The organism is Bilifractor sp. HCP3S3_D3 (genome assembly GCF_052063915.1).
Taxonomy (GTDB): Bacteria; Bacillota; Clostridia; order Lachnospirales; family Lachnospiraceae; genus Bilifractor.
This window is the reverse complement of sequence record NZ_JBQHWP010000008.1, coordinates 41,016-64,474: the sequence shown is the minus strand read 5'-3', so window position 1 is coordinate 64,474 and position 23,459 is coordinate 41,016. Positions and strand designations below refer to the sequence as shown.

Here is a 23,459-nt window from a genome sequence, read left to right as displayed (position 1 = left end):
CCTGCCTTACATTCATGTCTGATGTCTTCCACTTACTGCTGCTTTGATCCTCGCTGCCAGGCTGTGTATCCAGAGATAGATTCCTGTTCCGGCGGTGCTGAGCAGAATCCGCCAGATTGATATTACAAGATGCTCTGCTTCCGGGTTCTTCGGGAAGGACAGAAAAGCGTCAAGATATGCCCTTGGGATGCAGTCAAGGGCATGAAAACAAAGAATCTGATTGCTGTATCTCCCATACCAGGAAAGAGTCCCCCGCAGAAATCGGGTATGAGCTTCTATCCACGCGCTGAAACGGAATACCACCATGCATCCGCAGATCGCTGTAATAAAAGAGAAAATGCCCATGGGATATAAACGGGAAGCAAGTTCAATCGGGCAGTAATAAATTCCCGATATCCATATGACTCCTTCTGCCAGCATCGCAATATGCCCGGATGTGCAAGGATTGGACAAGGAACCGCGTCGTTTTGATCCTGTCTGTCGTATTTTTATATCATCTGCCTGTCTCCGATCTGTCATCGTAGTATCTGCCTGTCTCCGGTCTGTCACCGTAGTATCTGTCTGTCTCCTGTCTGTCCAAGGTTTTAAACGATCCGTCCATCCGCTTTGCTGCAGGAAAAAGCCAAAACAATAAAATCCGACAGACGCCATTGCAACATCGAGATTCAGCGGCAGCCAATGCCGTCCCTGCATTCCCCATGCGATTCCGACAAGGCACACAGCCAGAGATAAAACAGCGAGCCGGAACAGTCTGCCTCCGGATACGTGATATAACAAACGGAAAATCCATCTGGTCAGGAAAAATGCCGGAAAAAACCACAAGGCCCAGACCATTCCAAGATCCGCAGGATACATATTCAGATTCTGCCAGGAAGCTGCCCAGAACATCTGACGCAGATAATATACAAGATTCAGGCTCCCGGACCACAAATCCAACACAAAAAGAACTAGCGCATATGGGAGAATTATTTTTCTTAAATCCGTGAGCAGCGCTGATTTCACAGACTTCTGCCGGAAACACATACCCCCGGTTATGAAAAACAGCGGCATGTGAAAGGAAAAAATAAAATCTCTCACATGTCCTCTGCTTACCACATGCCCTATGATCATCAACAAAATCGCAATTCCTCTCGCGACATCGATAAAAGGAATACGATTCCCCTTTCGTACTTTGTTCATCTTAAATGTATCGTGCAAAACGAATAACCCTGAAATACCTTTCTTTCATTATGATCTTTATAAAATAACCGTTATAAACGGAAGGGATAAGCGGAAGAAGATTGAGCGCTAATTCTCCGGAGATTTACCAAATAACGCATTTTCTCTGATCCGGGTATTTTCCTTCATGTGTGGAAGACTCAATAAATAGAATAACATACCTGAGCCAACCCAGACTCCTACGATCACCCATTCTACACCGGACAGCGAACTGCTTCCGACCGGCAGGTATAAAGACACAAAGAACAGCGAGATCATGACAGCGATCATTCCTACGATCATTCCATGCTTTACCCTAAAGGGTCTGGGCAGGTCTTTACAGGTTCTTCTGAGAATCACAAAGGAAATGGCGACCATTAAATAGGCGATTACGGTACCGAATGCGCTTGCGTCAACAAACCATCCGAGTGAATTTTTTCCCAGAAGCGGTGTGAGGATCGTAATGATACCGATGAAGACAATCGCATTTCCCGGTGTATGATATTTCTTGTGAAGCTTCCCGAAGAAGTCCGGAAGCATCTTAGCCCGGCCCATGGAATAAAGTACTCTGGTTGCGCCGATAATAAAGCCATTCCAGCTGGACAGGATTCCCATAATCGCTGTAACAACAATCAGTTTACCTGCAATCGGATTATTCGCCGCATAATTCACAGCGTTTACCACAGACAATCCCTCTCTGCCAAGGATCTCATTCGGTGCCGCAAAGGAACTGGCAAGAATAATCATGATATACCATCCTGCAGCTAAAAGGATCGATGCCACAATGGCAGCAGGTATCTTTTTTAGCGGAAGATTCATTTCCTCCGCCACCTGAGGAATAACATCAAAGCCGACAAACATAGCCGGAACAGCCAGAACCACAGAAAACATCCCGTTCGTTGACGTAAACAGCGGTTTCATATTCTCCATCGAACCATTCATGCCGCTGATAATCGCGAAGCCAATGCCGCCGACAGCCAGAATTGTTGTGACCACCGCCTGAAAAATTGTGGAGATCTTAATCCCCTTTGTATTGATCACGCACAATAATGATCCGACGCATACAGGGATTAACAGCCAGGTCGCATACACATCAAATCCGGCGATGGTCCAAAGATAACCATATCTCGGGATCGTAATGAGGTAGTCAATCGCTGTAACCAGCGCCGGTCCCTCCCATGCAGCGACACCGATATATGCAAAAGCAATCATCCACCCGGAGAACCATGCCCCGTGGTAGCCCAATGCCTTATACGTAAAAACGAGTTCCCCTCCGGAATATGGCAATGCGGGAGTAAGCTCACAATAGGTCAGGCCGACAAAAATACAGAGAACGGCACCAATGACAAACGCAAGCACCGCACCAATCGTCCCGCCCCGGTCAACCCAATTTCCGGTAAGCGCTACCCATCCCCAACCAATCATCGTGCTGAAGGCGAGGACAAGAACATCCTTAAATTTTAAATTCCTGTTCAGGGTTTCTATGAATCTGTCCTCCTAATAAACTCCTACCCAACTCCTACTCAACCATCGGATTGACTGACTTACAAACTGACAACAGGGAAATTATCACTGTTCCGCAGAATGCTCCGGACACATCCAGCCAGACATCTGCGATCTGTGGACCTCTCCCACTGAAAATCTGGATGGTCTCATCGATGAACGCAATGTAAAAAGCATATCTTACAGAAGTCAGCGTCCTGCCGTGCAGCAGCCGAGAAAACCTCTTCATGAGACTTTCACTTTTTGGGGAAGCCGTTCCGCAAGCTGCCCCGGCATCAGAAGTTGCCGTACATGCTGCCGCAGTGTCAGAAGTTGTCGCACACGCTGCCGCAGTGTCAGAAATTGTCGTACATGCTGCCGCAGTGTCAGAGAATCGGACATTCTGATACAGCCTGAGTTCTGTTCCAAGTATGAAATACTCGGTAAAGTGGGCCATTTTTCTGATCAGGTGGTTCGTCACCCGGTCCCTGCCTACGATAACCGATAAAACCGGATATAGAATCTTCAGAAAAAAACCACTCTCATCGGCCGAGGCTGGCCTTGGCACCATAGAATGGCCCCAGATAAATGCAAGGGTAAGGAATATAATAATCGTGATGACTTTTCGTTTCATAATGTGTGATTTATGTACTACTTAACAGACTTAGCAAAGATTATCCTTTAAACTGCTAGTTCATATTTCTCTTTTAAATCATTTAATATGTAATGATGACTTTGTATTCATTCATTGACAGTCTCTTTCTCTTTATGCCCTTCGAGCAACTGATCAAATGCTTCGTCCACAGAGACTCCTCTTCCAGCCTTTGCATCCGCAAGCCCCGCCGCCATTCGAGAATCAAATTCTTCTTTGGTCATCTTGCTTAATGCACGAGGGCCGTTCTCAGGGACATACGGTCTGAACGGAAGTCCATGGCAATATATAATCTGCCTGTAGAACATATTTATTCCAACAGATGCAGGAATTCCCATAGCCGAAAGAATGTCTTCTGCTTTTGTCTTCACATTTTCTTCAACACGTGCATTAACGTTTGCTGTTTTATTCGCCATAAGTGCCACCACCTTTCTACTACGAATATAGCGCTTAATGATGCTTATAGCAAGCTAATGTGTTGCTTAACGCTTATATTTTGGCTGAGAATCATACTTTCTCGTCTTCTTATCGTGGCACCTCTTACACAGTGCCTGCCAGTTCGATCTGTCCCAGAAGAGCTTCGGATCTCCTCGGTGCGGAACGATGTGATCCACAACCGTCGCGGGGTGTAGCGATGCCATGTCGCAGGCACTCCTCGCAGAGTGGATGGATCTCCAGGAACTTCTTGCTCTCCCGTCTCCATCTTGAACCATACCCTCTTGTTGCTGCAGACCGGTTCAACGCCGAGGCCGACACGTTAATTCGTGTGAGCGGCCACAGCATGGAACCGGTCTATCATGACGGAGATATGGTCTATGTAAAATATACAAAAGATGTAGAAAACAACGACATCGTAATCTGCACCACGGCGTACGGTGCTGGAAAGATCAAGCCCACCGTAACATTCTCTTCCCCGGAGACTGTCGAGATCGATCGGCGCATTGCCCTAGTCAAAGACCTGCTCCGGAATGAAGGCGGTCGTTGAAGATACCACATGTTGAATCGGAGTTGCTTAAACACCGTCTCACCCGCCTCGTTTTTCTTTTTAGTTGCTAAAAAATTCATTGAATTCGTCCTAGAATTTATCTATAATCAAAATACCAAGGAGGTACTCATTATAATTATTGACACAGACAAAACGGTCTCGATGACAGAAGCTAATCAGAACTTCTTGCTCTCCCGTCTCCATCGGCTGTTATATCCTCATGCAGCCGCCGACCGTATTTCTTCCGGATGCATCCTCTTGTATTTCTCACAGTACCTTTGTCCCGGCGCTACCAGTTCTGCACAGCCGGGATGCCTGCAGGGTACCTTTGGTTTCATCGGCACGTCCTTCACCTCCTTCACTTCACACGATTCTTAGTTTTCCCCTTTTGTTTTATTATGCAACAAACGCCCTGCGTTCCGGTACTCCTCATTTCTCTCTTATAAGCATCATTTTCTATTAAAGGCGAGATATTCGTCCCATCAAAATCGAACAGTGCTGTTGGAGAATCGGAAATTACGTTGACACTCTCTGCCGCATTCATCAAATGATCTTCTTCCGGCGGTTCGAGATGATATCTCTTTCCATTCTCATCACGTATGGAAAAGCTCATGTTCTGTGTGCAAACTGCCTGCCGTATCAAAGCCAGCGCTGCGGATGACATGCTTTGAAAATCCATTTAATTTATCCTAACTCAAGGAGAAACCACTATGGCACCTTCCAATCTTTCTAATATTGAATATTCCGAAAAAATCATCAGTGAAATCGCAGGTGATGATCTGACTCCGATAGGATTCATGGGAAGTGACCTTCGCGACAATATAAAGTTCTTTATCAATGACAGACATCTGGATGTAAAAAAAGATATTCATCAGATCCAGGAAGCTCTCGGGAAGAATCTGATTATTCGTCAAAAAGCGGGAGGAGTCTGCATCCGAACATCGTTGACGCCATGCGCCAGGGATACGCAAACAAATGAATTTATGTGTGCAAATAGCCCCTGTCCAAATTTTTTTCAGTTCTACTACATGGCGGATTTATCCTATCTGGACTTTCAGACACTGCAGAAAACCTATGCGGAAAATCTTTCCAATGGACGTACAAGGGCTGCACAGAAGGCGCTTCAGAAAATCAAAGATCTTTTGCGTAGAAGGTTAACGCCAGAGTTGGATGAATTAGACCGGGAAATAGCGCGTATGGGCAAGGGACATGTAATTATACGCAATCCATCACTGAGTACAATTATTGATCATGAAACAGAAATCAGGGAGGAAATTGCTCTATGGATGGAGAAGCGGTCAGATCGTTTCTGATCGCTCCTATATCTTTTACAGTAAACCTCATACGATAAGTCGTGTCACAAACTGTATAAGTCCAGACGTTTTCTGATATATTCCCTCATTCCGGGATCGGTACAGTAAATATAGCATCCTTTCATTCCCCGGGTCATAAGCGTGCGATATGTATTTTTTATGATTTCATCTGCACGATCGACTGCATCTTCCGGATGTTCTTTGTAAAGCTTCTTTATCCCTCGCAAAGACTGATCCGTTTTTGCTCTTTTTTTAAAATCAGTAACTACATGACCATTTTCATATCGGATATCATCTCCCATAATGACACCAACATAATCAAACTCCAGACCCTGTGTGGTATGGATGCAGCCCGCCTCATTAACAGAGTATTCACCGATAGCGAATGCCTCTCCACCATCCAGATTCCAGCTAATTTCAAAATCTCCGATTTTAATGTCATGAAAATCAGTATCATTTCTTGTCTTCTTGGGCCAATCCCAGCAGTATCCAGCCAAGATTCTGGATCGATTATTCACCTTATTTTTCTCTAAAATGAGCTTTCTCATATCTTCCGGATTATCGAAAACCCTTACATCATAATTGAGTCCATATAGATTATAATTCGCAGTCTCACGGATCTCGAGAAGATCATCAACCCATGCAAGATATCCATTTGATCCATTACATCTGAACTGAGAAAGAAGCTCCAGTTCTGTTACCTCTGATCCCTCTTCTTTTGCCCATTTCAAGATTTCGTCTACCGAACCAATATCAGACATAGTGACTCGTTGACTTTCATCAATAAAAAATACAGAGCATGCAGCCGCATGGATGATTTCTTTGATCTGATTTTCTCCCTTATTATGAAACATTCCGGATTTTTCACTTAACCGGTGTGCCTCATCTACAAGCAGTGTATGAATCATATTATTGCCGACTTCTGTGTAAGTACCAGAGTTCTTAAACATATTATCAACGCTGCTCTTCTTGACTTTTCCTTTTAGCTTTGCAGCATAAACCTGTCTCGGAGCACTATTATGGGTAACATATTGAACAAATTGTCCTCTTTGGGTCAGTTCAGCCAATAACCTTACAGCAATTACACTCTTACCTGTTCCGGGACCACCTTTGCAGATAATGGTCCGTTTTGTATGATCTCGCTGGCACTTTGTTGATAGCTTTATGATTTCTTCATAAACAACACGCTGTTCATCGATCATGACAAATTCTTTATTGCCCTTAATCATAGAAGCAATAGAATCCTGAAGGCTTTTTGATGGTCTTATCGTTCCGCGATCAACAAGATAAAGAACTTTTTCTTTGTCTCCTGTTTTTACGCACTTTTTTATAAATGCTCTTAAATCAGGCACCTGTCCCTTTGTAAAAACCGGTGCTTCAGACGTATATGCAGCATACTGTCTATCATCGACGGGATCGTCATCCTTTCGGATATAATTATGAAGATAGGCACATGGTATAAGATGTACATTTTGATCCTGCACTGCAGAATTATAATCCGCTATTAATCGGGCATAGGACCAAGCCTGATACGAAGGATGAACCACCTTCCGTTCCGCATTTCCGGTATAAGTCTCAACAAGAGCATTACTATTGTGCACTTTATTCAGCTTGCTCCATTGTTTTAATTCGATTATGACCATTCCAGGCCTTTTATTGATATCATATCCGGAAATCATGAAGTCAACTCGCTTTGCTGTCTGCGGGATATTATACTCAATGGCAATTCCTGCATCAGATGGAATTTCAGGATCATTCATGACCTTATACATGTATTCCATCGAGTTAACCCATGACATCCTTTCATTGGCCACCGTATGTCTTCCCATCTTCTGTAAGATTAATTGTTCAATCTTGTCAGCGATGGTGTCATCCTCAACATTTTCCAGAAAGTCACTCTTTATGCCCTCGTAAACGATCATACTTTTCCCTTTCCAGACGATAAATATGCCGTATATTTATCCGATTTTCCATATGCTTTATCCACCGGATATTTTCTTTTGTTTGTATCAATCTTTTGTTCTACGATCTCAGATATATCAAATCCAAGATCATGCCCCATGAGCAGAGAATAAATCAGCACATCCGCAAGTTCTTCTTTAATCTTAGATACTTTATTCTCTGTATCAGCCTCAACATCTTCTCCAGACCATTGAAAGACCTCTAAAAGTTCTGCGGCTTCAAGAGATATTGAAATTGCCATATCTTTAGAATTGTGAAACTTTTTCCAGTCTCTGGCATCTCTGAATGCTACGATTTCATCTGTTAGTTCTTTTATCGAATCGTTCATTTCGCTTTACCCATTCTGTTATGATCATATCTGAAATTTTTACCTTACGAAGTTCTTTAATCATATTATAATACCAGTTTTAATCCTTCAACAGTTGATGAACCTTCTTTTACCGTCACCAGAGAGAATCCTAATACTGATACAATCGCAGCAATGAATGAGTATTATAAGATGAAGGCTCATCCTGAGAAATATAAAAAATACTCTTCGTTTCGCAGTGCAATGAACGATGTGCTGGAGGACAACGATGCTTGATGTTATTCTCTCCAACCGCTTCAAAAAAGACCTGAAAGTGATCTCTAAGCGAGGCTATGATCTTGATCTTTTAGACGATGTCGTAAACAAATTAGCCAGGATGGAACCGCTTCCGGCAAAGAATCTCGAGGTATCAAGGCCGGACATCTCCACCGCACCCATGAACCCAGCGGCCTGCTCGGCAGAAAACCCCATCGACTGGAACTGGATTCTTTTAATGCGATCTGCCATGTGTTCTCACCTCCTGAAAAACGGCATGAAAAAAGCACTGGCCATATTGGTCAGTGCTTGCAACTAAATGACTTTTTTCTTCTATTGCAAAACCATTTCTGGAATTCCCATTCGTATTGCATATCCCATTCGGGTATTCCTTCCTAGAAATCAGAGAGATCAATAGCAGCGGAAACCTTCCCTTTTTTAAAGTTTGCGATTGCCCTGTCCATGTCTCTCATGGTCTCTTGCGAAATACCTTCTGGAACAGTCAGTTCCCGCGGCTCCAAAATGATGCATCCATTCTGGTATTCCTTGACATTATAATATTGGTACTGTGCACCTCTAAGCGTAACTCTCTTCTTGCTATCGATATGCACCGTATAATCTTTGGTCGCCTCCATAGTATTCATCTCCAAGCAATATGTGGGATATCCCACCTATCTCTATACTACTCTCAGCAAACCATCTTGTCAACATGACCTCTTTATTATCTCTGTTTGATACTTACATCTGCTGGAAGATGAGCTAACAAACGTTCAATCCGCTTAAAACGAATCGAAATCCTGTTGTGTCGCCACCTGCCGGTATTCATCATCACAGAGGTCGTTTCCAGACTCGATTTAAATAATTTAGTCATCCATATATTCATTTAAGGCATCTGTATCAATTGCCTTTACTTCAAATGTTTTTCTTACGGATACACAGAAATTATATTCGATCATCAGCTTTGCTCTGTCAGAGTTCCTCCGTATCATCACTATTGAGAATGAGGCCGGACAAACCTCTCAGATAGGCATTTGGCTCACGGCTGGACGGATCCGTATAGGAAGCCCTGATGACAATACTGCAATTGCCGCTCCACTGACCTGCCTGCCGCAAAGACTCTATGGCTGTCCGGATCTTTCTGGCAATGTTTCTGACTTCTTCCTTGCTGGTAAATCTCATGATCAGGTAAAAATAACTTTCCTGGGTTCTGCCAATGACACAATTCCTGCCAGCGCAGTCTTTCAGAATACAGCCAACTTTCTGCAGAAGACGATCGCCAGAGCTGTCTCCATAAAGCTTTTTTACTTCCCGGTATTCCGGCACATACACCTCGATCATCGCAACATTCATGCCTGTCCGCCAGCGCTCAATGAGGAAGGAATAGACACCATCCGAAACACCACGGGCATTGGCAAGTCCGGTCACTGGATCAACAGATGAAAGCCTCCTGCTTTCTGCAATGGACTGCTGCTCTTCTGCAGCATCAATCACCGTTCCCAGAATTCCTATGATTCTGCCATCACGATAGACCGGAACCTTACTGACAACAATATGCTGATTAGAGCCATTGATAATACAGTCCCCATTGCGCAGATAAAACTTCCTGCCCTTCCTGAGAACTTCTTCCTCATCCCTTCTGAATGGCCCCGGATGAATATGCCATCCCATATCCTCATCGGTTTTGCCAATGATCTCTTTTTCAGACTGAATGCCAAAATATTGAAGAAAGCTCTTGCTTGCCCCAACGAACCTGCGCCTGTCATCCTTCCAGAAATACATGCGTTTTGCATTCATGATCAAATTCTTCCAGAGAATATCCCCGCTCATCTCCACATGCGTATGATCCTTGTATTCCTGGTGATACAAAGCCACAATCTCCTGAATATCTGCCTCTGGCAGGACGGCACTTACCGTCACGTGCAATACTTTATTAAAATCTGATCTCTGCACGGGAATCAGGATATGCAGAAACCATTGATATTCTCCCGATGCCGTCATACTCCGGAAAAAATCCATCAGTGCATGATTCCTGCTTTTCTCCAGACGTGCTTTCATAGTAGTGACATCCAGAAAATCTGCCAGCCGCTCCTGATCAGGCAGATAGCAGTAATTCATCCTCCAGGCATGAATCACCGCATCAATATGATGAAGCTCTGTGCCAACCCCCATCGGCTGATCCGACAGAGAAGACTTAATGCCCAGAACCGTATCATTTTCAAGGTCATAGATTGCAATATCATTGCACAAATAGTACAGATCGCTCATCGCGCCAAGCGATGCCTGCTGGAGATCCGCAACATTTACCTTCACATACTGTATATGAACGGTATACAGATAATGACTGCCCTGTCTGGCCACCACAGATGCTGTCAATTGCATATAGTGATCACCGGAAGGATAGGCTGCTGTCTGCGGTCCTTCTTTCCTTCTGAGCTGCTGATCCACAAACTGCCGATGAAAGATGTGGATCGGATCACCGGGCATATTGATCCTGTGCTCCCATTCAGTCAGATTATGCACATTATCCCTTGCCAGGATCTCTTTGTAAGCCTTATTCGCAAAGAGAATCTTCAGTGTTTCACCATCATCATCCACAACACACAAAGACTCATCCGTCAGATAGTCAATGCGGCTCAGTCTGGTCAGATAAGATCTCCAGATCGCCTTTTCAGGCTCCAGACCGCGCTGCTGAAAATACGATTTCAGTTTCTCTTCCGGCATCGGAGGCGCAAAGAAATACCCCTGTATGTTTTCACATCCGATTTCCCGCAAAAAGAGAAACTGTTCTTCTGTTTCAACTCCTTCGGCCAGAGTAGAAATATCCAGCTTCTTTGCCATGCGCACAATAGCCGTAATAATCTGCCGGGACTTCTCATCAAAATCCCTCAGGAAAGACATATCAAGCTTCAGCTTGTCAAAAGAATAGTTTTTCAATACCCCCAGCGATGAGTATCCGGATCCAAAATCATCCATCCACACCTTGTAGCCCATCTGATGAAAGCGCTGAATGAACCGGTCCACTTTATCAACATTTTTGATAAAAAAGCTTTCTGTAACTTCCAGATTGGTGAACTCTCTGGGCACCCCATACTTCTTTGAAATCCGGTCAATCGCATCCGGAAGGTCATCATGCAGAAAGTCATTTCTGGACAGATTCACAGATGCCGGAATCGGAATGATTCCTTCTTTCATAGCCTCTGCATAGTCTTTGCAAACCTGTTCAAACACATAAAGATCCAGCTGACAGATCTGACCGCTTTCCTCCAGAATCGGAATAAACTGAGCCGGAGAAATCATGCCATAAACAGGATCAATCCACCGTGTCAGTGCCTCACAATTGCACACTGTTCTGGTCATGGTGCGAATGATCGGCTGATAATAGATATGAATCCAGCCATTTTCCAATGCCTTGTCAAAATTCCGCATAATATGGAATTTCATCGCATTGTTTTTCTGAATATCGGCATCAAACCATGCATATGCAGAGACCGTTGTCCGGGAAAGGGATTCACAGGCCAGTCTGGCTTTGTCACAGGCATCTGTCAGTCTGGTATCAGGATTATCATACTTAAAGATGCCGGTCTTCACCGTCAGATTATTGCCATCACCAAGCTCATTCATCCTGGCAAACAAGTCATGCAGCTTTTCTTCAATCCGGTCATTTTCTGCATAGACGGCAAAGTGGTCACTTTCAAACCGAGAAGCCCTCTCCCTGCCAAAATACGTTTTGATCAGTTCACCAAGAGCCCTGATCTGCCGGTCCCCAACCTCAAGGCCATACCTGCTGTTATATTCCTTCAATCCACTCAGATCAAAATACATGATGACAGGTACCTGATTCTTTGCCCGGATCTTCGCAATGCCGGATACGGCATCATCGAAAAAATGCGTCATATTCTGCAGTCCGGTCAGACTGTCATAATGCTTTGCAAATTCTGTACTTTCAGAAGGCGTATACTTGTCAGACAGAGATGTCAGCACTGCCGTAAGCAACTGATCACTGCCCGTATCTGCCGTCTCATCTGCATACGTGATAAAAGCAATATCAGCACCATCTACCGTAATATGTCTGCCTGTCGCATGAATCAGATGATAGTCCTCCTGATCCTGGCGGCGGTTTCTGAACACAACATCATAGTCATGCTTATGCATGGCAAAGTCGTAAGCACACTTCTCCATCCGTGCAATATCATCCGGATGCACATCCCGGTAGAGATCTCTGCCAAGACCATACACCGCTTCCTCACTGCTGCTGTATCCAAAAAGATCTAGATATGCCCTGGAAACAAGAAGAGGCCTGATCTGTTCATCAATGTACTGATACACCGCAATCGGAATCGGTACATTCTCAATAAATGCACGTGTATCATCAGAAAACGCATAGGCTTTCATAACCTCTTCCTCCCTTCTCATTTCCTGCTTTCCGGCAGACTGATAACTGACACACTTCTTTTTCAGAATACAACATCATAAGGAATACAGGGACTCTACCCCCCCCCGCAAATTTTCAACACCGTACCAGTCACTGTAAAACACCTCCTTGCGCACATCATTTACACCCTTGTCTGATCCTTTTCATCACAATGTTCTTCCGCACTCTGACTGATCTGGCCATCCACGGCAAAGATCTGATTTCTTCCGTTTTTCTTTGCCGCATACAACGCATCATCCGCACATTTATAGATTGCCCCCGCGCTCTCGCTTTCCCTGATCTGCACACATCCAATCGAACAGGTAATCCCGCTGCCGTCAGGAAGCCTGACCGTACGAATCGCTTCGGCGGCAAGCCTCACTCTCGCCATCGGATCACGGCCTGAAAGAAGAATGGCAAACTCATCGCCGCCAATCCGTCCTGTCGCAACCTTAGCTTTATCAAAACCATTATTTGTCAATTTATAATCGCACTCATAGGAAGCACCGGGATTATCAATAAATGCCTGTTTTCCTGCCGGGAATAAATCATTGACAACATCCGTGCACGATTCCGGAGCACTCTGCAGCAAAGACCACAGCATATTTGTAGCAACCGCACGAATACAATAATCGCCAACCTGATGCCCGAACCGGTCATTGATCTCCTTGAAGTGATCAATGTCGATCACCGCAAAGACATACTCCGCATCAGGCATGCCGGAAAGAATCCGATCCGCTTCGGCAAAGAAATACTGATGATTTAGCAGACCGGTCAGGCTGTCAATATTTGCCATGAAGTGATAGTGATTACTGATGAGATAGTGATGAATCCTCTCCCTGTGAAAGAAATAGGCAATAAAACCGCAAACCAGGAAGAAGGAAAAGGCATTGAGCACATCCCCGGAAGCAATGGCAGGAGCCTTGACAAGATAAGAGCTGATATCAAAAATCAGCATGCAGCCAAGCTCAAAGAGCATCAGATAACCAAGTGAATAATTCAGAAACAGAGCTACCAGGGTCTGCATTACCAGGAAGGATGTTGCTACCTGATGAGGATCCACAATGGACGCAACAATCCCGAAAAACATCAGGCCGGCACAGGCAGAACCAATATCGATACGCGCTGCCCGGACATTGCCAGCCTTCCTGTGATGCGGCATCGCGAACTGTACCTCCACAAGGATTGTATAGACCAGGCAGAGCTCATAGCAAGGCGCAAAAGAACGATTGATCACGCCAGACAAAGACAGAATGGCATAAACAAACATCATGACCATCAGAATATGATTAAGAATCCGCGCCGATTTCCAGTTCTCCGCCGCAATCTGTTCTTTGCAGGAGTCATACTGATCTGACTCAAATCCATAGCAATTGAATCGACGTATACACTTTCCAACCATAGGCCCCCCACTTCTCATATATCATGAGACTGCTTTTCCCTTTCAGTCATCCCATGAATTGAAAAACGCTTTATTTTGGTGGAATTTCTATCAACATATGCACATGGTCTGGACACACTTCGGCTTCCAATATATTCACTCCCTTCCACTTACATAGCTGCCTTATTATTGATCCAATTTCCACTCTCTTTTCCCCATAGAATATCTTTCTTCTATATTTCGGTGCGAAGACAACATGGTACTTACAATTCCATGTTGCCACGGAGATTGATCCGTCCATCCGTAATCCTCGTCTCCATGGTGATGTTGACGCCATTCACCCACCCACTCCGGTTGATGGCAGGCGTGATGTAATTGAGCTTGATATCCTCCTCGGTCATCTGTTTTTTATCATCAAGAATCATAGCAGCAGTCCCCCGCGTGTAAAAAATGATTGAATAAAATCAGTATACCATGAACGCCGGTCGTTGAGCTCTGAAAAATGAACATGTGTAAGGAAATCTGATGATACAGAAAAAGCGATGCAGTCATTCATCCTGCACCGCTCTTCTCCATGCATTCAATCATCGTGTGCTCTGCTAAGGCACTCTATAGATAGTCTTCCCTTTCAGCGCAGAATTACTGGTTGTATCCACCCGACTATTATTTCCATTCTTAAGACTGACTTTCTTGTTATTATCATCCAGATAATACCAGTTTCCTTCAATATAGAACTTCAACCCGTCCTGATCCGGAAGCACTACTTCTTTCAGTTTTGTCACTCCATATTTTGATAAATTCAGCAGATCAATCTGGCCGATGGTGATTCCGGAAAAATCAATTTTTTCAAGATTTGTATAATCCCTCAATGGAGTTTTGTCATCTCTTTCAAAGAGAATTCCCTTATTTGTATCGCCATTGTTCAGTGGATTGTCCTCATTTTGAAAAAGATTATTCTTACCAAACACAATGGATGTAATTTTATTTTTATCCTTTACGCTCTTCAATATTGCGCCATCTTTAATATTGACGTATGAAAGCCTTCCCGGTTTAAACTGCAGGCTGTATGTGCCGTCCTCGTTCTTGACCACATAATCATTTACATTGTCTGCATTAACTTCTACCCATCCCTGAAACTCCCATTCTGCCGACTGAGTTCCATCTGCTTTGATCGTAACAGCAACAACGCCGCTGGCCTTTCCGGTATTGGGCCGACCTGATGCACCGTCTTTATCTTGGGCAAAAGGATGATGTGATTTTCCGTAGCCTTTGATGTTACCTCTTGCTGCTTGAAGATTCATCACTGTGCCCGTAGCAGCATCATAATAATACGTTCTGCTCTCCGTCATGTCGGTATTCATATACTCAGCCGCCGCAGCAGCCTTGGCGCTTCTCACATTTGCCAAATCAACCGCTTTTCTGCTCTTTTCCAGCTGACTGCTGAAAATCGGAATGGATATCGCAACGAGCACAGCAATGATGGCAACAATGATCAAAAGTTCCGCCAGTGTGAAGCCTTTCTTGTTCTTTGTCCACATGAGATCACACCTCCTATGATTACTGAAAAACCCGAAACAAGCGGGCTGGATTGTCCGTTTATTCCGGGTCTCATAGGTGTCATTGGTACAGGTAGAGTCTCTGCACCGCTCATTCAGTATCGTGATACGGCATCCATTACTTGATATTGTGCTTGTTCATCTTCTCTTTGAAGATATCCGTGATGATCGTTCGAAGCTCTTCACGCTCTTTTTCCGGCAGTTCTCCTGGGTTCTTTGCGACTGCATACAGCTCAGGATATTGATTGGCGATCCGCTCGATGGTTTTCGTCGTTGCGTGCTTTCTCACGAAGAAGGGGATCTTCTTGATCCACTCCTGTGGGACGAGAGCAAGGATCTTGTCAGCTGCCTCTTTATCACTGATCTCAGCGGTGGAAAGGCCGGCGTTGATTTGTTTCTGTTCTTTATCTGTAAAATCGTTGAGTTCCATTATTTTGTAATTCCTTTATGTATTTATTCTGATGAACATCGTGTTTATCCTTCAAATATAACAATACGTTCTGGAACATCTTGCATCTGTTGGTTGAAAAAACATTTGTGAATATCCGTTCAAATTGCTAGTTCCAATTGATATATAGAAGTTAAAAAAACACAGTATTTACGTCCAGAGTATCGAAGCAGCACTATATAAAATAGTAAGCGCAGTCAATGAATGATTATTACTGATTCCAGTGATCCATCTCCATCACTATATGAAAAAGTGACATGTGCTGTACTAGCTACACCCGTATCACTCCCTGGACTGTTATTACCAGTTATCTTAGAATAAAAAGGAAGATTGTTCCCCAATTCACTCCAGTTATTTCTCTTCTTGCTTTTAAGCACCACGCCGTAGACTGTTACACTCTTCACGCTTCCATCGGGATAGAACACCAATGCAATGTGATGAGTGCTATCAGTATAGCCGCCTTTGCTCGCGCTTGGACTCAGCACCTCGGTCTGAGCTTCCGCATAAGCAGATCTCAAATTTGCCACCGATGTTGCATCCCTTGCCTTCTCCAGTTGCTTACTGAAGATCGGGATGGATATTGCAACGAGTACTCCAATTATGGCTACCACGATTAAAAGTTCCGCAAGAGTGAATCCTTTGTTGTCTTCTCTTCTCATGTTGTGTTCACCTCCGATCGCTATCTTGTTATAATCTTGCTTCTATATACTCTCCCCCTATTTTCATTCTTGCTTTCCTAGACTGATTATTGAAAATCAGGATGCTGATAACGGCAAGCATTTCGATGATGGCGACCACGATGAGGAGCTCTGCAAGGGTGAAGCCTTTCCTATTCTGTTTCATTGGGCATCACTCCCCTCTCATAATAACGCCCACAGGTTCTTAAAATTGCGGAAAACGGCATCATTATGCGCAAATGTGCACGTTGAAAATTGCAGGTCAGGTGGTCCATCCCGGTCGTCTCCCTATGGGCTGATAAACTACATTCTTATATTACGCCCGCAGGTTCTGAAATCTGCGGAAAATGGCCTTATTCTGCGCAATAGTCTAGGACCATAACAAGCGATGGACAGGCGCGCGTAATAGTGCAGAGCAGGTCACGAATACATGCCTCAGGGGTGTTCTGGTGGCGATCTCCATTCCGATCTTCACATCACAGCTCGAGAAAGCGAGAGAGGCTGTCGATATGGCTAACATCCGGTCTGCGTATGCAGAAGTATCCGCCGCAATTCTTACAGATGACAAGAAGGATTCTGCAGACAGAATTGTGAAGTACAAAGAAGGAACCTATTCAGCAACAGTAAGTACAACCGGAAAACCAGCCGGCTGGTCTAGTGCTATCGCAGCAACGGAGTCCATCAATATTGGCGGGTTACAGGTGAAACCTTCACAGAACGGATGGACTATTAGCAGATCAGTAGCCACTGAAAAGGTCACGATTGAGCCAGCGGCTTGAAATTAATAATGCACGTTTTTGAGCCATGTTATTGTCGTCTCTCATCCTCGTGATGAGGAATTTTCCATATGATAAAACCCTCCAGATTGCTCCGGAGGGCATTCATAAGATTGTTATTTAGCTGAATTCTGTTTCAATGTTACTGTATTTTGATTGATGCATCTCCAGTAGCCTTCACAGTTATAGTTGCTGTGCCAGTATTAAAGTCAGCGCTCTTGATTTCAACACCACCAATTGTAACACTCGTTCCATTCGAAAGGCCATTAACTTTCTGCGTCATGGTATAGGTTGCAGTTGCGTCTGTGACCTCACCAGAAGCATCCTTGTTGACTGTGATCTTTGTATCATCACTGGATCCTGTCAACACGGCTGCAGAGCACTCTGCATACAAAGATCGGATATTTGCCTCATCCGTCGCCTCTCTAGCCTTCTCCAGCTGTGCTGTGAAGATCGGAATCGAGATAGCCACCAGAACACCAATGATTGCTACAACAATGAGCAGCTCAGCAAGTGTGAATCCCTTCTTGCTGTTTTTTAATTTTTTCAACATTTTTCAGGTCCTCCTCTTAAATATCATTTCCTCTTAACTAAGGAAATAAAAATTATTACTGATATTATAATATATGCTTTTTCGTCATTTGACAAGTCTAGTCATGTGAATTACTGCCCAAATTTTGCCGATTATTTTAATCAATCTAGACGAAATTAGAGAATCGGCGGAATTTTATGGGCTTCATTCAGTATGATGCAGCGGAACTTGAAGTGGTGTCGTCTGTCTGGCTTTCGTCGGATGAACTATCGACGATGATGCCGCTGGTGTCTGTCGCTCCCTGGAGTGTCTCAAAGAAGGTCACCTTCATGGACACGCTGACCGGTCCGCTCTGCAGAACGCCGCTGTCGCTGCCGGCTGCGATGTCGAGATCGCTGATCAGGCAGCGGTATCTGCAGGAGTACAGGCTGCTGATGATTTTTTCCGCCTCCGCATAGCTGTTGGAGGTGAAGGTGATGTTGATATTTCTGCGAACCGTATTGTCTGTCGCCTCCGGCTCCGCGAAATCGAAGTTGTAGACGGAGGTTCCGGAGAAGATGTTGTTCAGCTCCGTCATCTCATTGCTGAGGTTGTTGTAAGTGGCAACCTCGCCGGAATATGCCACTGTGCCGTTGGCGATGTCCTGCTTCATCTGGCTGATCATTGCCGCTCTCTTCTGCTCCAGTGTGATCTGGCTGTCAAGATCCGCGGTGTCATAACTGCGGAGCTGTGACTCGAGGTAATCATAGGTGAAAAAATAATAGATGAATCCCAGCAGGGCAAAGGTCAGTATCAGGATGAGGACAGTTTCTTTTTTGGAAAATTTACGATTGAGTTTCATTGATTTTCCATTCCCTCGCTTTCTGCTTCCTGCTTCTTGGCCGCAAGCTGATCCGTCAGCGATGGCTCCCCGTCACCGGACGAACTGGATACGGCACCGGTCGGGGAGGTAAAGGTGATGGTGATCTCCGCCGTCACAACGCCTGTGTCTGTGCTGTCATCTCCTGTGGATGCGGTAGAAGGCGAGACATACTGTACGATATCGCTGCTCTGGAGTGCCTGGACTACGTCGGAGACTTCCGACAGTGTAGTCCGCTCGATGGTCAGCGTCGCAGTGTTGCCGGTAATCGATATGCTCTTGATTCCGCTGTCGACCTGAACATCCTGGTCAATCACCTGCATCATTTTTGCCCGGTCCTGCATGGCCAGCTCATCGGAATTCATGTATCCGGTTCCGTAGTGGCTGTACTGACCGCTCACATCGTCATAGACGCTGTTAGACGATACAAGTTCCTTGAGCTGTTCCTGCTTCGCGCCGTATTCCGCCTGTGCGGTATTGATCTCGTTCAGCTTGTCCAGCACCATGAACTTGGTGAAGATCCCGAGTGCCACGAGAAAAATGCCAAAGACCACCAGATCGAAGGCGATGCGTTTTCCGTTGTTCTCGTGGAAGACCAGATTGATGCTTGTCTTTGTCGGGTATTTTCCTTTTCCCCGTGCGCCGGTGCTGCTCTTCTGCGGCTTTTTGCCGCTGCCGGAAGCGCCGGGGCCGATTTCCATACTTAACAGATCCTTCAGGCTCAATGCTTATTCCTCCCCTTAGAGCATGGTGATTTCAGGCTCAATGCTTATTCCGCCCTCAGAGCATGGTGATTCCGAGCGACTGCGGCCCGAGGATCATGCTCTCGTCAAACTCCGGTTTCGTCTCGATGAGGTCGGCGATGCTGATCTGAGGCAGCTCGACGTTCTCCGCAATTTCCTTCATGAGGCCGTCAATTCTCGACCCGCCACCGCAGTAGTACAGCTTGTCGATGTTGTTGTTCGGATTATTGAAGCTGTAAAAATTGAGCACACGCATGATCTGAACAGCCATGCTGTTGTACAGATCCTGAATCTGCTGGTCATCCTGGATGATGTCCTTCTGATCGTCCAGACTGCTCATATCGATATTTTTCACCGTTTTCTCATTCAGGCCGACCGCTTCCGCGTAAGCTTTCGCCAGTTCGTGACATCCCGGCTCCATGCTTCGTGTGATTTCGTACTCTCCCTTCGGAAAAAAATGAAGATTGATGGTACGGTCGCCGGCGTCGAGGATGACATAGTCTCTGCTTCCTTTTTCGATGCTGTGCCGTTTCTCGAAATCCTGAATAATCGTGCGGAAGGCGATTACCTCCGGAGCGATGATTTCGAGTCTGAGGCCGGCTCTTCTGCACATGGCGGTGTAGTTCTGAATCAGATCTTTACTGGCAGCCACCGCAAGGAGCTCCATTTTCTTCTCGTTTCGACCAATTACCGCATAATCGTAGATATATTTGTCGAGATCCTCTGTGATGTAATCGTGAAATTCAAAGGGTAGGTTAACCTTCAGCTGACTGATCGTCATCAGCGGAAGTTCCATCCGCCGGATATAGGCTGTGTTCTCCGGCATCGCGACAGCCGCTGTCCGGCAGCTGATGCCGTTTGCCTTCATCAGTTCCTTGATGAAATCTCCTGCCGCGTCCCAGGACGTGACGCGTCCGTCCTTTACGAGGTGCTCTGGCACCCGCTCGCTCACAAATCGGACCGGGACATTGTTCTGGCACAGCGTCATCTTGATCCGGTAATTCCCGATATCGATTCCCAGTATCTTATTCTTTGGCATAGCACGCCCTCATTCCCGTTATGTTTTTTTGCCTCGTGATACAGACTATTCTCTATTATAGCAGACAAGATCAAGTTCATATACCCTTCTGTTTGTCATATCGCACAGATCAGGTACTTCCTATTGTGGAACGATTCGAAAAACGTTTATGAATTTCTTCTGTAAATCTTACCGCACGGATCAGGTACTTCCTGTCAGAACAGGCTCAGGTACCACCCGGTTACGGCTTGGCCGAACAGGATGCTGATCCAGCTTGCGATGGAGATTGCCGGGCCGAAGGGGATTCTGTGTTCTCTGCGGATCACGGCAAAAATGAGTCCAATGATGCAGGACAGGATCAGATTGAACAGTCCGGTTACCGGTCCGGTGAAGAGCCCTACCATAAAGAAAAGCTTGATGTCTCCGCCTCCGAGTCCTTCCTTGCCGGTGACCCTGTCAAAGAGAAGGGAAAGCAGAAGCAATGCCCCTGCAATGACGGCTCCGCCCAGAAGGCCCGAGATCAGCTGGTCTTTGATTTTTTCCCCGGTGAAGGGAAGGGTAACCGCCCACAGCACAATACCTGCCATGATGAACCCGTTCGGAATTTCAAAGGTATCCAGGTCGGTCAGGGAAAGTCCGAGAAGGATACAGGACAGGATCATGTACCGAATCGTGAGAATGCTGATCCCGTATCGGAGATATACACCTGTGAAGGCGCAGGCGAGAATTAGCTCCGCGATCATGTACCGCGGGGAAATCTTCTTATGGCAGTACCGGCATCTGCCCTTCAGGAACAGGTAGCTGAAGATCGGCACCAGGTCCGCCGCGGACAGCGGATGGCCGCAGACCGCACAGTGGCTTCTGCCCTTCAGCACGCTCTCGCCGTGCACAATCCGCCACGCAAGGCAGTTGATAAAGCTGCCGAAGACGGCACCGAAGACGAAGCTGACGACTCCGCCGTATATTGTCAGAAATAGAGTTGGTTCCACCTCGATTCCCCTTCTTATCAAATGCACAGTTCAAATACACAGCTCAAATGCACAGCTCAACTTCATGAAGATGCAGTCACGCTGAGACCGGCGATTTTCGTCCCGGTTTTCGCGGCATCTTTCTCGATCTGATCCTTCTGCTCTGTGTTCAGCCGGCGTCTTTCACTGACGGTCATGAGGGTGTAGTCGTAGGCGGTCAGTGTATGTCCCTGCCATCTTGGGTGAACCACCGTCCCGCTGTCCTCCACGGATAGCGCGAGAAGCTGCCCGCCGTTCTTTCCTCCGAGGTTCGGAATACCGAGCGCTCCTGTCTCCCCGTTCGCGTTGTGCCTGCGGTCGGAGCGCCCGTAACCCTCGATCTGACTGATCTCATCCCAACCGAGCATCCGGCTGTTGACAGAGTCGAAATAGTAGGTGACATCACCGCCAAACCCGTCTTCCATGTACTGGACCTTTGCTGCCTTGATGGCATTCTCGACCTGGTTCCGGTCGAAGGTCATCTTCGCGTCGTTCAGGTGGCGGATATACATTCGGACCGCAAACATGCCGCAGAAAAAAATCACCGCGATCAGAAGAACTGCGGTCAGGTTCGCGATTCCCCGCTTATTTCTGATTATCGATCGATTTCGCTTCCCCATTCTTGCCGTTCCTCTGTTTCAGTTCATTCTCTGATCTGCCGTTCCTCTCTTACATCAGGTTGTACATCGTGAACATCGGCAGGTAGACGGAGATGACGATAAACCCGGCAAAGAAGGCAAGGAAAATCAGAAGCGTCGGCTCCAGCTTTGCCAGTGCCTGTTTTATCCGATAGTCTGCTTCGTTGTTGTAGTACTCGCCGATTGTCTGCAGGGTATCCTCCAGCGAACCGGTTTCCTCTCCGATCGCGGTCATCTGTTTCAGGTTGTCCGGAAAATAGGCGCTCGCCTCGATGCATTTGCCGAGGGGCTGTCCTTCCTCAATCTTCGGCTGCATGGCCGCTACATCGCGCCGGAACAGCTCATTGTCCATGACCTTTGCCGTTACCGCCACGGCATTGTTGACCGTAAGGCCGGATGCCAGAAGCACAGACATTGTATCCGCGAACTGAGCAGCACTGTTGGCTGTGTTGATTTTTCCCATGACAGGCATCCGAAGCTGAAGTTTTCCCTTCACAAGCGCGCCTTTATCGGTCCGGAAGTATACGGACAGTCCGATCACGGCTCCCAGAATGACAATCACAAAAAGCGCCCACCACCTTGCGAAGAAATTCGAAATCGCGATAGTGATCTGTGTCATCATGGGAAGATTGCCGCCGAGTGACTCAAAGGTGCTCGTAAGCGTCGGGATAACCTTCGCCATGATGATGATCAGGACAATGATCGCTACGATGACGACAAAGATCGGATAGGTCATTGCCGCCTTGATCTTCTCCTGATTTTTGCTTGCGTTTTCATAATAGATCTGCATTTTGGAGAAGGAATTCTCGATGGTACCTGACTGCTCACCTGCCCGGATTGTTTCAATAAAGGTCGATGGAAAAACGCCTTTCCCGTTTCGTTCGAGGCTTGACGCAAGGCTGCTTCCATCCTCAACATCAGCAGCGACCTCCTGCAGCATCTTCTTCATTTTTTTGTCCTCGGTCTGTTCGGCGATCATTGAGATGCACCGCCCGACCGGCATACCCGATCTCAGCATTACGGCGAACTGGGAGCAGAGAACGGAAAGAATCTTGACGTTTACCTTTGGTTTCCCGCCGAACTCCATGGACAGCACATTACGGGATTCTTTCACCGCGGAAATTTCAGTGATGATCGGGCAGCTCTGCCGGATCTTCTGCACCGCTGAATACTCATCCGGCGCCTGCACGACACCACGGATTGATTTGCCATCGGTATCAATGGCGCGGTACTGGTATGTAGTCATATGCTATTTCCCTC

26 protein-coding genes and 1 pseudogene are annotated in these 23,459 nt (G+C 46.1%); 4 read left to right on the top strand and 23 right to left on the bottom strand.

Going from position 1 to position 23,459, the window contains the following annotated elements; all coding sequences use genetic code 11:
* Window positions 1-12 precede the first annotated feature (12 nt).
* From ACTNDI_RS06445 to ACTNDI_RS06425, 5 genes are all read right to left on the bottom strand, one after another.
* Window positions 13-1,179: an acyltransferase family protein gene (locus ACTNDI_RS06445; RefSeq protein ID WP_441100024.1), complete on the bottom strand. Its 1,167-nt coding sequence runs from the start codon at window positions 1,177-1,179 to the stop codon at window positions 13-15.
* A gap of 108 nt (window positions 1,180-1,287) precedes the next feature.
* Window positions 1,288-2,673 (bottom strand): APC family permease, encoded by a 1,386-nt coding sequence (locus ACTNDI_RS06440; protein WP_441100116.1) that lies wholly within the window; start codon window positions 2,671-2,673, stop codon window positions 1,288-1,290.
* A gap of 43 nt (window positions 2,674-2,716) precedes the next feature.
* The gene (locus ACTNDI_RS06435; RefSeq protein ID WP_441100022.1) at window positions 2,717-3,313 is read right to left on the bottom strand and encodes a VanZ family protein; all 597 of its coding nucleotides are present in this window, start codon (window positions 3,311-3,313) and stop codon (window positions 2,717-2,719) included.
* Window positions 3,314-3,420: 107 nt separating this feature from the next.
* A complete protein-coding gene (locus ACTNDI_RS06430; protein WP_441100020.1) occupies window positions 3,421-3,747 on the bottom strand; it encodes a type II toxin-antitoxin system RelB/DinJ family antitoxin in 327 nt (108 codons plus the stop codon).
* Between the two features lie 66 nt (window positions 3,748-3,813).
* A complete protein-coding gene (locus ACTNDI_RS06425) occupies window positions 3,814-4,044 on the bottom strand; it encodes an HNH endonuclease signature motif containing protein (protein ID WP_441100018.1) in 231 nt (76 codons plus the stop codon).
* On the opposite strand from ACTNDI_RS06425, the gene ACTNDI_RS06420 reads away from it, so the two are divergent.
* Both ACTNDI_RS06420 and ACTNDI_RS06415 read left to right on the top strand, forming a co-directional pair.
* On the top strand, window positions 3,966-4,316 hold the full coding sequence (locus tag ACTNDI_RS06420; RefSeq protein WP_441100016.1) for a S24 family peptidase: 351 nt from the start codon (window positions 3,966-3,968) through the stop codon (window positions 4,314-4,316). The two genes, ACTNDI_RS06425 and ACTNDI_RS06420, sit on opposite strands and share 79 nt — an antisense overlap.
* A 710-nt stretch (window positions 4,317-5,026) precedes the next feature.
* Complete coding sequence (locus ACTNDI_RS06415) at window positions 5,027-5,629, top strand: hypothetical protein (protein WP_441100014.1); 603 nt, start codon at window positions 5,027-5,029, stop codon at window positions 5,627-5,629.
* Between the two features lie 44 nt (window positions 5,630-5,673).
* On the opposite strand, the gene ACTNDI_RS06410 is transcribed toward ACTNDI_RS06415, so the two are convergent.
* Both ACTNDI_RS06410 and ACTNDI_RS06405 read right to left on the bottom strand, forming a co-directional pair.
* Entirely contained in the window at window positions 5,674-7,551 is a 1,878-nt protein-coding gene (locus ACTNDI_RS06410) for a DNA/RNA helicase domain-containing protein (RefSeq protein ID WP_441100012.1), read from the bottom strand.
* The gene (locus ACTNDI_RS06405) at window positions 7,548-7,919 is read right to left on the bottom strand and encodes a nucleotide pyrophosphohydrolase (RefSeq protein WP_441100010.1); all 372 of its coding nucleotides are present in this window, start codon (window positions 7,917-7,919) and stop codon (window positions 7,548-7,550) included. The genes ACTNDI_RS06410 and ACTNDI_RS06405 overlap by 4 nt, the downstream gene beginning before the upstream one ends.
* Window positions 7,920-8,166: 247 nt before the next feature.
* On the opposite strand from ACTNDI_RS06405, the gene ACTNDI_RS06400 reads away from it, so the two are divergent.
* Entirely contained in the window at window positions 8,167-8,472 is a 306-nt protein-coding gene (locus ACTNDI_RS06400; protein WP_441100008.1) for a type II toxin-antitoxin system RelE/ParE family toxin, read from the top strand.
* 76 nt (window positions 8,473-8,548) lie between these two features.
* On the opposite strand, the gene ACTNDI_RS06395 is transcribed toward ACTNDI_RS06400, so the two are convergent.
* The 9 genes and pseudogenes from ACTNDI_RS06395 to ACTNDI_RS06355 form a co-directional block, all read right to left on the bottom strand.
* Window positions 8,549-8,788, bottom strand: coding sequence for a hypothetical protein (locus ACTNDI_RS06395; protein ID WP_441100006.1), 240 nt, complete (start codon window positions 8,786-8,788; stop codon window positions 8,549-8,551).
* A gap of 334 nt (window positions 8,789-9,122) precedes the next feature.
* The gene (locus ACTNDI_RS06390) at window positions 9,123-12,545 is read right to left on the bottom strand and encodes an EAL domain-containing protein (protein WP_441100004.1); all 3,423 of its coding nucleotides are present in this window, start codon (window positions 12,543-12,545) and stop codon (window positions 9,123-9,125) included.
* 161 nt (window positions 12,546-12,706) lie between these two features.
* Window positions 12,707-13,966 carry a GGDEF domain-containing protein gene (locus ACTNDI_RS06385; protein WP_441100002.1) on the bottom strand — a complete coding sequence of 420 codons (1,260 nt, stop codon included), beginning with the start codon at window positions 13,964-13,966 and terminating at the stop codon, window positions 12,707-12,709.
* Window positions 13,967-14,015: 49 nt separating this feature from the next.
* A pseudogene (tnpA, locus tag ACTNDI_RS06380) lies at window positions 14,016-14,246 on the bottom strand (IS200/IS605 family transposase); the annotation flags it as partial.
* Window positions 14,209-14,370: a hypothetical protein gene (locus ACTNDI_RS06375; RefSeq protein ID WP_441100121.1), complete on the bottom strand. Its 162-nt coding sequence runs from the start codon at window positions 14,368-14,370 to the stop codon at window positions 14,209-14,211. The pseudogene tnpA and the gene ACTNDI_RS06375, both read right to left, overlap by 38 nt.
* Before the next feature lie 174 nt (window positions 14,371-14,544).
* Entirely contained in the window at window positions 14,545-15,483 is a 939-nt protein-coding gene (locus ACTNDI_RS06370; protein WP_441100000.1) for a type IV pilin protein, read from the bottom strand.
* Between the two features lie 136 nt (window positions 15,484-15,619).
* Window positions 15,620-15,931 (bottom strand): hypothetical protein, encoded by a 312-nt coding sequence (locus tag ACTNDI_RS06365; RefSeq protein WP_441099999.1) that lies wholly within the window; start codon window positions 15,929-15,931, stop codon window positions 15,620-15,622.
* Window positions 15,932-16,146: 215 nt separating this feature from the next.
* Window positions 16,147-16,608, bottom strand: coding sequence for a type IV pilin protein (locus ACTNDI_RS06360; RefSeq protein WP_441099997.1), 462 nt, complete (start codon window positions 16,606-16,608; stop codon window positions 16,147-16,149).
* Between the two features lie 28 nt (window positions 16,609-16,636).
* Window positions 16,637-16,792 carry a pilin gene (locus ACTNDI_RS06355; RefSeq protein ID WP_441099995.1) on the bottom strand — a complete coding sequence of 52 codons (156 nt, stop codon included), beginning with the start codon at window positions 16,790-16,792 and terminating at the stop codon, window positions 16,637-16,639.
* Between the two features lie 343 nt (window positions 16,793-17,135).
* Here ACTNDI_RS06355 and ACTNDI_RS06350 point away from each other — a divergent pair, with 343 nt between their 5' ends.
* Window positions 17,136-17,405 carry a hypothetical protein gene (locus ACTNDI_RS06350; protein WP_441099993.1) on the top strand — a complete coding sequence of 90 codons (270 nt, stop codon included), beginning with the start codon at window positions 17,136-17,138 and terminating at the stop codon, window positions 17,403-17,405.
* Between the two features lie 139 nt (window positions 17,406-17,544).
* On the opposite strand, the gene ACTNDI_RS06345 is transcribed toward ACTNDI_RS06350, so the two are convergent.
* The 7 genes from ACTNDI_RS06345 to ACTNDI_RS06315 all read right to left on the bottom strand — a co-directional run bounded on the left by ACTNDI_RS06345 (window position 17,545) and on the right by ACTNDI_RS06315 (window position 23,445).
* Window positions 17,545-17,955, bottom strand: a complete 411-nt coding sequence (locus ACTNDI_RS06345) for a type IV pilin protein (RefSeq protein WP_441099992.1) — start codon at window positions 17,953-17,955, stop codon at window positions 17,545-17,547.
* 187 nt (window positions 17,956-18,142) lie between these two features.
* Window positions 18,143-18,775, bottom strand: coding sequence for a hypothetical protein (locus ACTNDI_RS06340; protein WP_441099990.1), 633 nt, complete (start codon window positions 18,773-18,775; stop codon window positions 18,143-18,145).
* Window positions 18,772-19,518, bottom strand: coding sequence for a hypothetical protein (locus ACTNDI_RS06335; protein WP_441099988.1), 747 nt, complete (start codon window positions 19,516-19,518; stop codon window positions 18,772-18,774). Before ACTNDI_RS06335 ends, ACTNDI_RS06340 begins: the two co-directional genes overlap by 4 nt.
* A 55-nt stretch (window positions 19,519-19,573) precedes the next feature.
* Window positions 19,574-20,575, bottom strand: coding sequence for a pilus assembly protein PilM (gene pilM / locus ACTNDI_RS06330; RefSeq protein WP_441099986.1), 1,002 nt, complete (start codon window positions 20,573-20,575; stop codon window positions 19,574-19,576).
* 194 nt (window positions 20,576-20,769) lie between these two features.
* Window positions 20,770-21,543 carry a prepilin peptidase gene (locus tag ACTNDI_RS06325; RefSeq protein ID WP_441099985.1) on the bottom strand — a complete coding sequence of 258 codons (774 nt, stop codon included), beginning with the start codon at window positions 21,541-21,543 and terminating at the stop codon, window positions 20,770-20,772.
* Window positions 21,544-21,605: 62 nt separating this feature from the next.
* Window positions 21,606-22,181, bottom strand: a complete 576-nt coding sequence (locus ACTNDI_RS06320; RefSeq protein ID WP_441099983.1) for a hypothetical protein — start codon at window positions 22,179-22,181, stop codon at window positions 21,606-21,608.
* Between the two features lie 49 nt (window positions 22,182-22,230).
* Window positions 22,231-23,445, bottom strand: coding sequence for a type II secretion system F family protein (locus tag ACTNDI_RS06315; protein WP_441099982.1), 1,215 nt, complete (start codon window positions 23,443-23,445; stop codon window positions 22,231-22,233).
* Window positions 23,446-23,459 lie beyond the last annotated feature (14 nt).

Bases quoted from the DNA above. Each gene is read 5' to 3' on its own strand.
- ACTNDI_RS06410 (WP_441100012.1), bottom strand. From the start codon at position 7,551: ATGATCGTTTACGAGGGCATAAAGAGTGACTTTCTGGAAAATGTTGAG.
- ACTNDI_RS06375 (WP_441100121.1), bottom strand. From the start codon at position 14,370: ATGATTCTTGATGATAAAAAACAGATGACCGAGGAGGATATCAAGCTC.
- ACTNDI_RS06400 (WP_441100008.1), top strand. From the start codon at position 8,167: ATGCTTGATGTTATTCTCTCCAACCGCTTCAAAAAAGACCTGAAAGTG.
- ACTNDI_RS06430 (WP_441100020.1), bottom strand. From the start codon at position 3,747: ATGGCGAATAAAACAGCAAACGTTAATGCACGTGTTGAAGAAAATGTG.
- ACTNDI_RS06350 (WP_441099993.1), top strand. From the start codon at position 17,136: ATGGCTAACATCCGGTCTGCGTATGCAGAAGTATCCGCCGCAATTCTT.
- ACTNDI_RS06360 (WP_441099997.1), bottom strand. From the start codon at position 16,608: ATGAGAAGAGAAGACAACAAAGGATTCACTCTTGCGGAACTTTTAATC.
- ACTNDI_RS06370 (WP_441100000.1), bottom strand. From the start codon at position 15,483: ATGTGGACAAAGAACAAGAAAGGCTTCACACTGGCGGAACTTTTGATC.
- ACTNDI_RS06355 (WP_441099995.1), bottom strand. From the start codon at position 16,792: ATGAAACAGAATAGGAAAGGCTTCACCCTTGCAGAGCTCCTCATCGTG.
- ACTNDI_RS06395 (WP_441100006.1), bottom strand. From the start codon at position 8,788: ATGGAGGCGACCAAAGATTATACGGTGCATATCGATAGCAAGAAGAGA.
- ACTNDI_RS06315 (WP_441099982.1), bottom strand. From the start codon at position 23,445: ATGACTACATACCAGTACCGCGCCATTGATACCGATGGCAAATCAATC.
- ACTNDI_RS06405 (WP_441100010.1), bottom strand. From the start codon at position 7,919: ATGAACGATTCGATAAAAGAACTAACAGATGAAATCGTAGCATTCAGA.
- ACTNDI_RS06445 (WP_441100024.1), bottom strand. From the start codon at position 1,179: ATGAACAAAGTACGAAAGGGGAATCGTATTCCTTTTATCGATGTCGCG.
- ACTNDI_RS06340 (WP_441099990.1), bottom strand. From the start codon at position 18,775: ATGAAACTCAATCGTAAATTTTCCAAAAAAGAAACTGTCCTCATCCTG.
- ACTNDI_RS06345 (WP_441099992.1), bottom strand. From the start codon at position 17,955: ATGTTGAAAAAATTAAAAAACAGCAAGAAGGGATTCACACTTGCTGAG.
- pilM (WP_441099986.1), bottom strand. From the start codon at position 20,575: ATGCCAAAGAATAAGATACTGGGAATCGATATCGGGAATTACCGGATC.
- ACTNDI_RS06435 (WP_441100022.1), bottom strand. From the start codon at position 3,313: ATGAAACGAAAAGTCATCACGATTATTATATTCCTTACCCTTGCATTT.
- ACTNDI_RS06320 (WP_441099983.1), bottom strand. From the start codon at position 22,181: ATGGGGAAGCGAAATCGATCGATAATCAGAAATAAGCGGGGAATCGCG.
- ACTNDI_RS06365 (WP_441099999.1), bottom strand. From the start codon at position 15,931: ATGGAACTCAACGATTTTACAGATAAAGAACAGAAACAAATCAACGCC.
- ACTNDI_RS06390 (WP_441100004.1), bottom strand. From the start codon at position 12,545: ATGAAAGCCTATGCGTTTTCTGATGATACACGTGCATTTATTGAGAAT.
- ACTNDI_RS06425 (WP_441100018.1), bottom strand. From the start codon at position 4,044: ATGGTTCAAGATGGAGACGGGAGAGCAAGAAGTTCCTGGAGATCCATC.
- ACTNDI_RS06415 (WP_441100014.1), top strand. From the start codon at position 5,027: ATGGCACCTTCCAATCTTTCTAATATTGAATATTCCGAAAAAATCATC.
- ACTNDI_RS06385 (WP_441100002.1), bottom strand. From the start codon at position 13,966: ATGGTTGGAAAGTGTATACGTCGATTCAATTGCTATGGATTTGAGTCA.
- ACTNDI_RS06420 (WP_441100016.1), top strand. From the start codon at position 3,966: ATGCCATGTCGCAGGCACTCCTCGCAGAGTGGATGGATCTCCAGGAAC.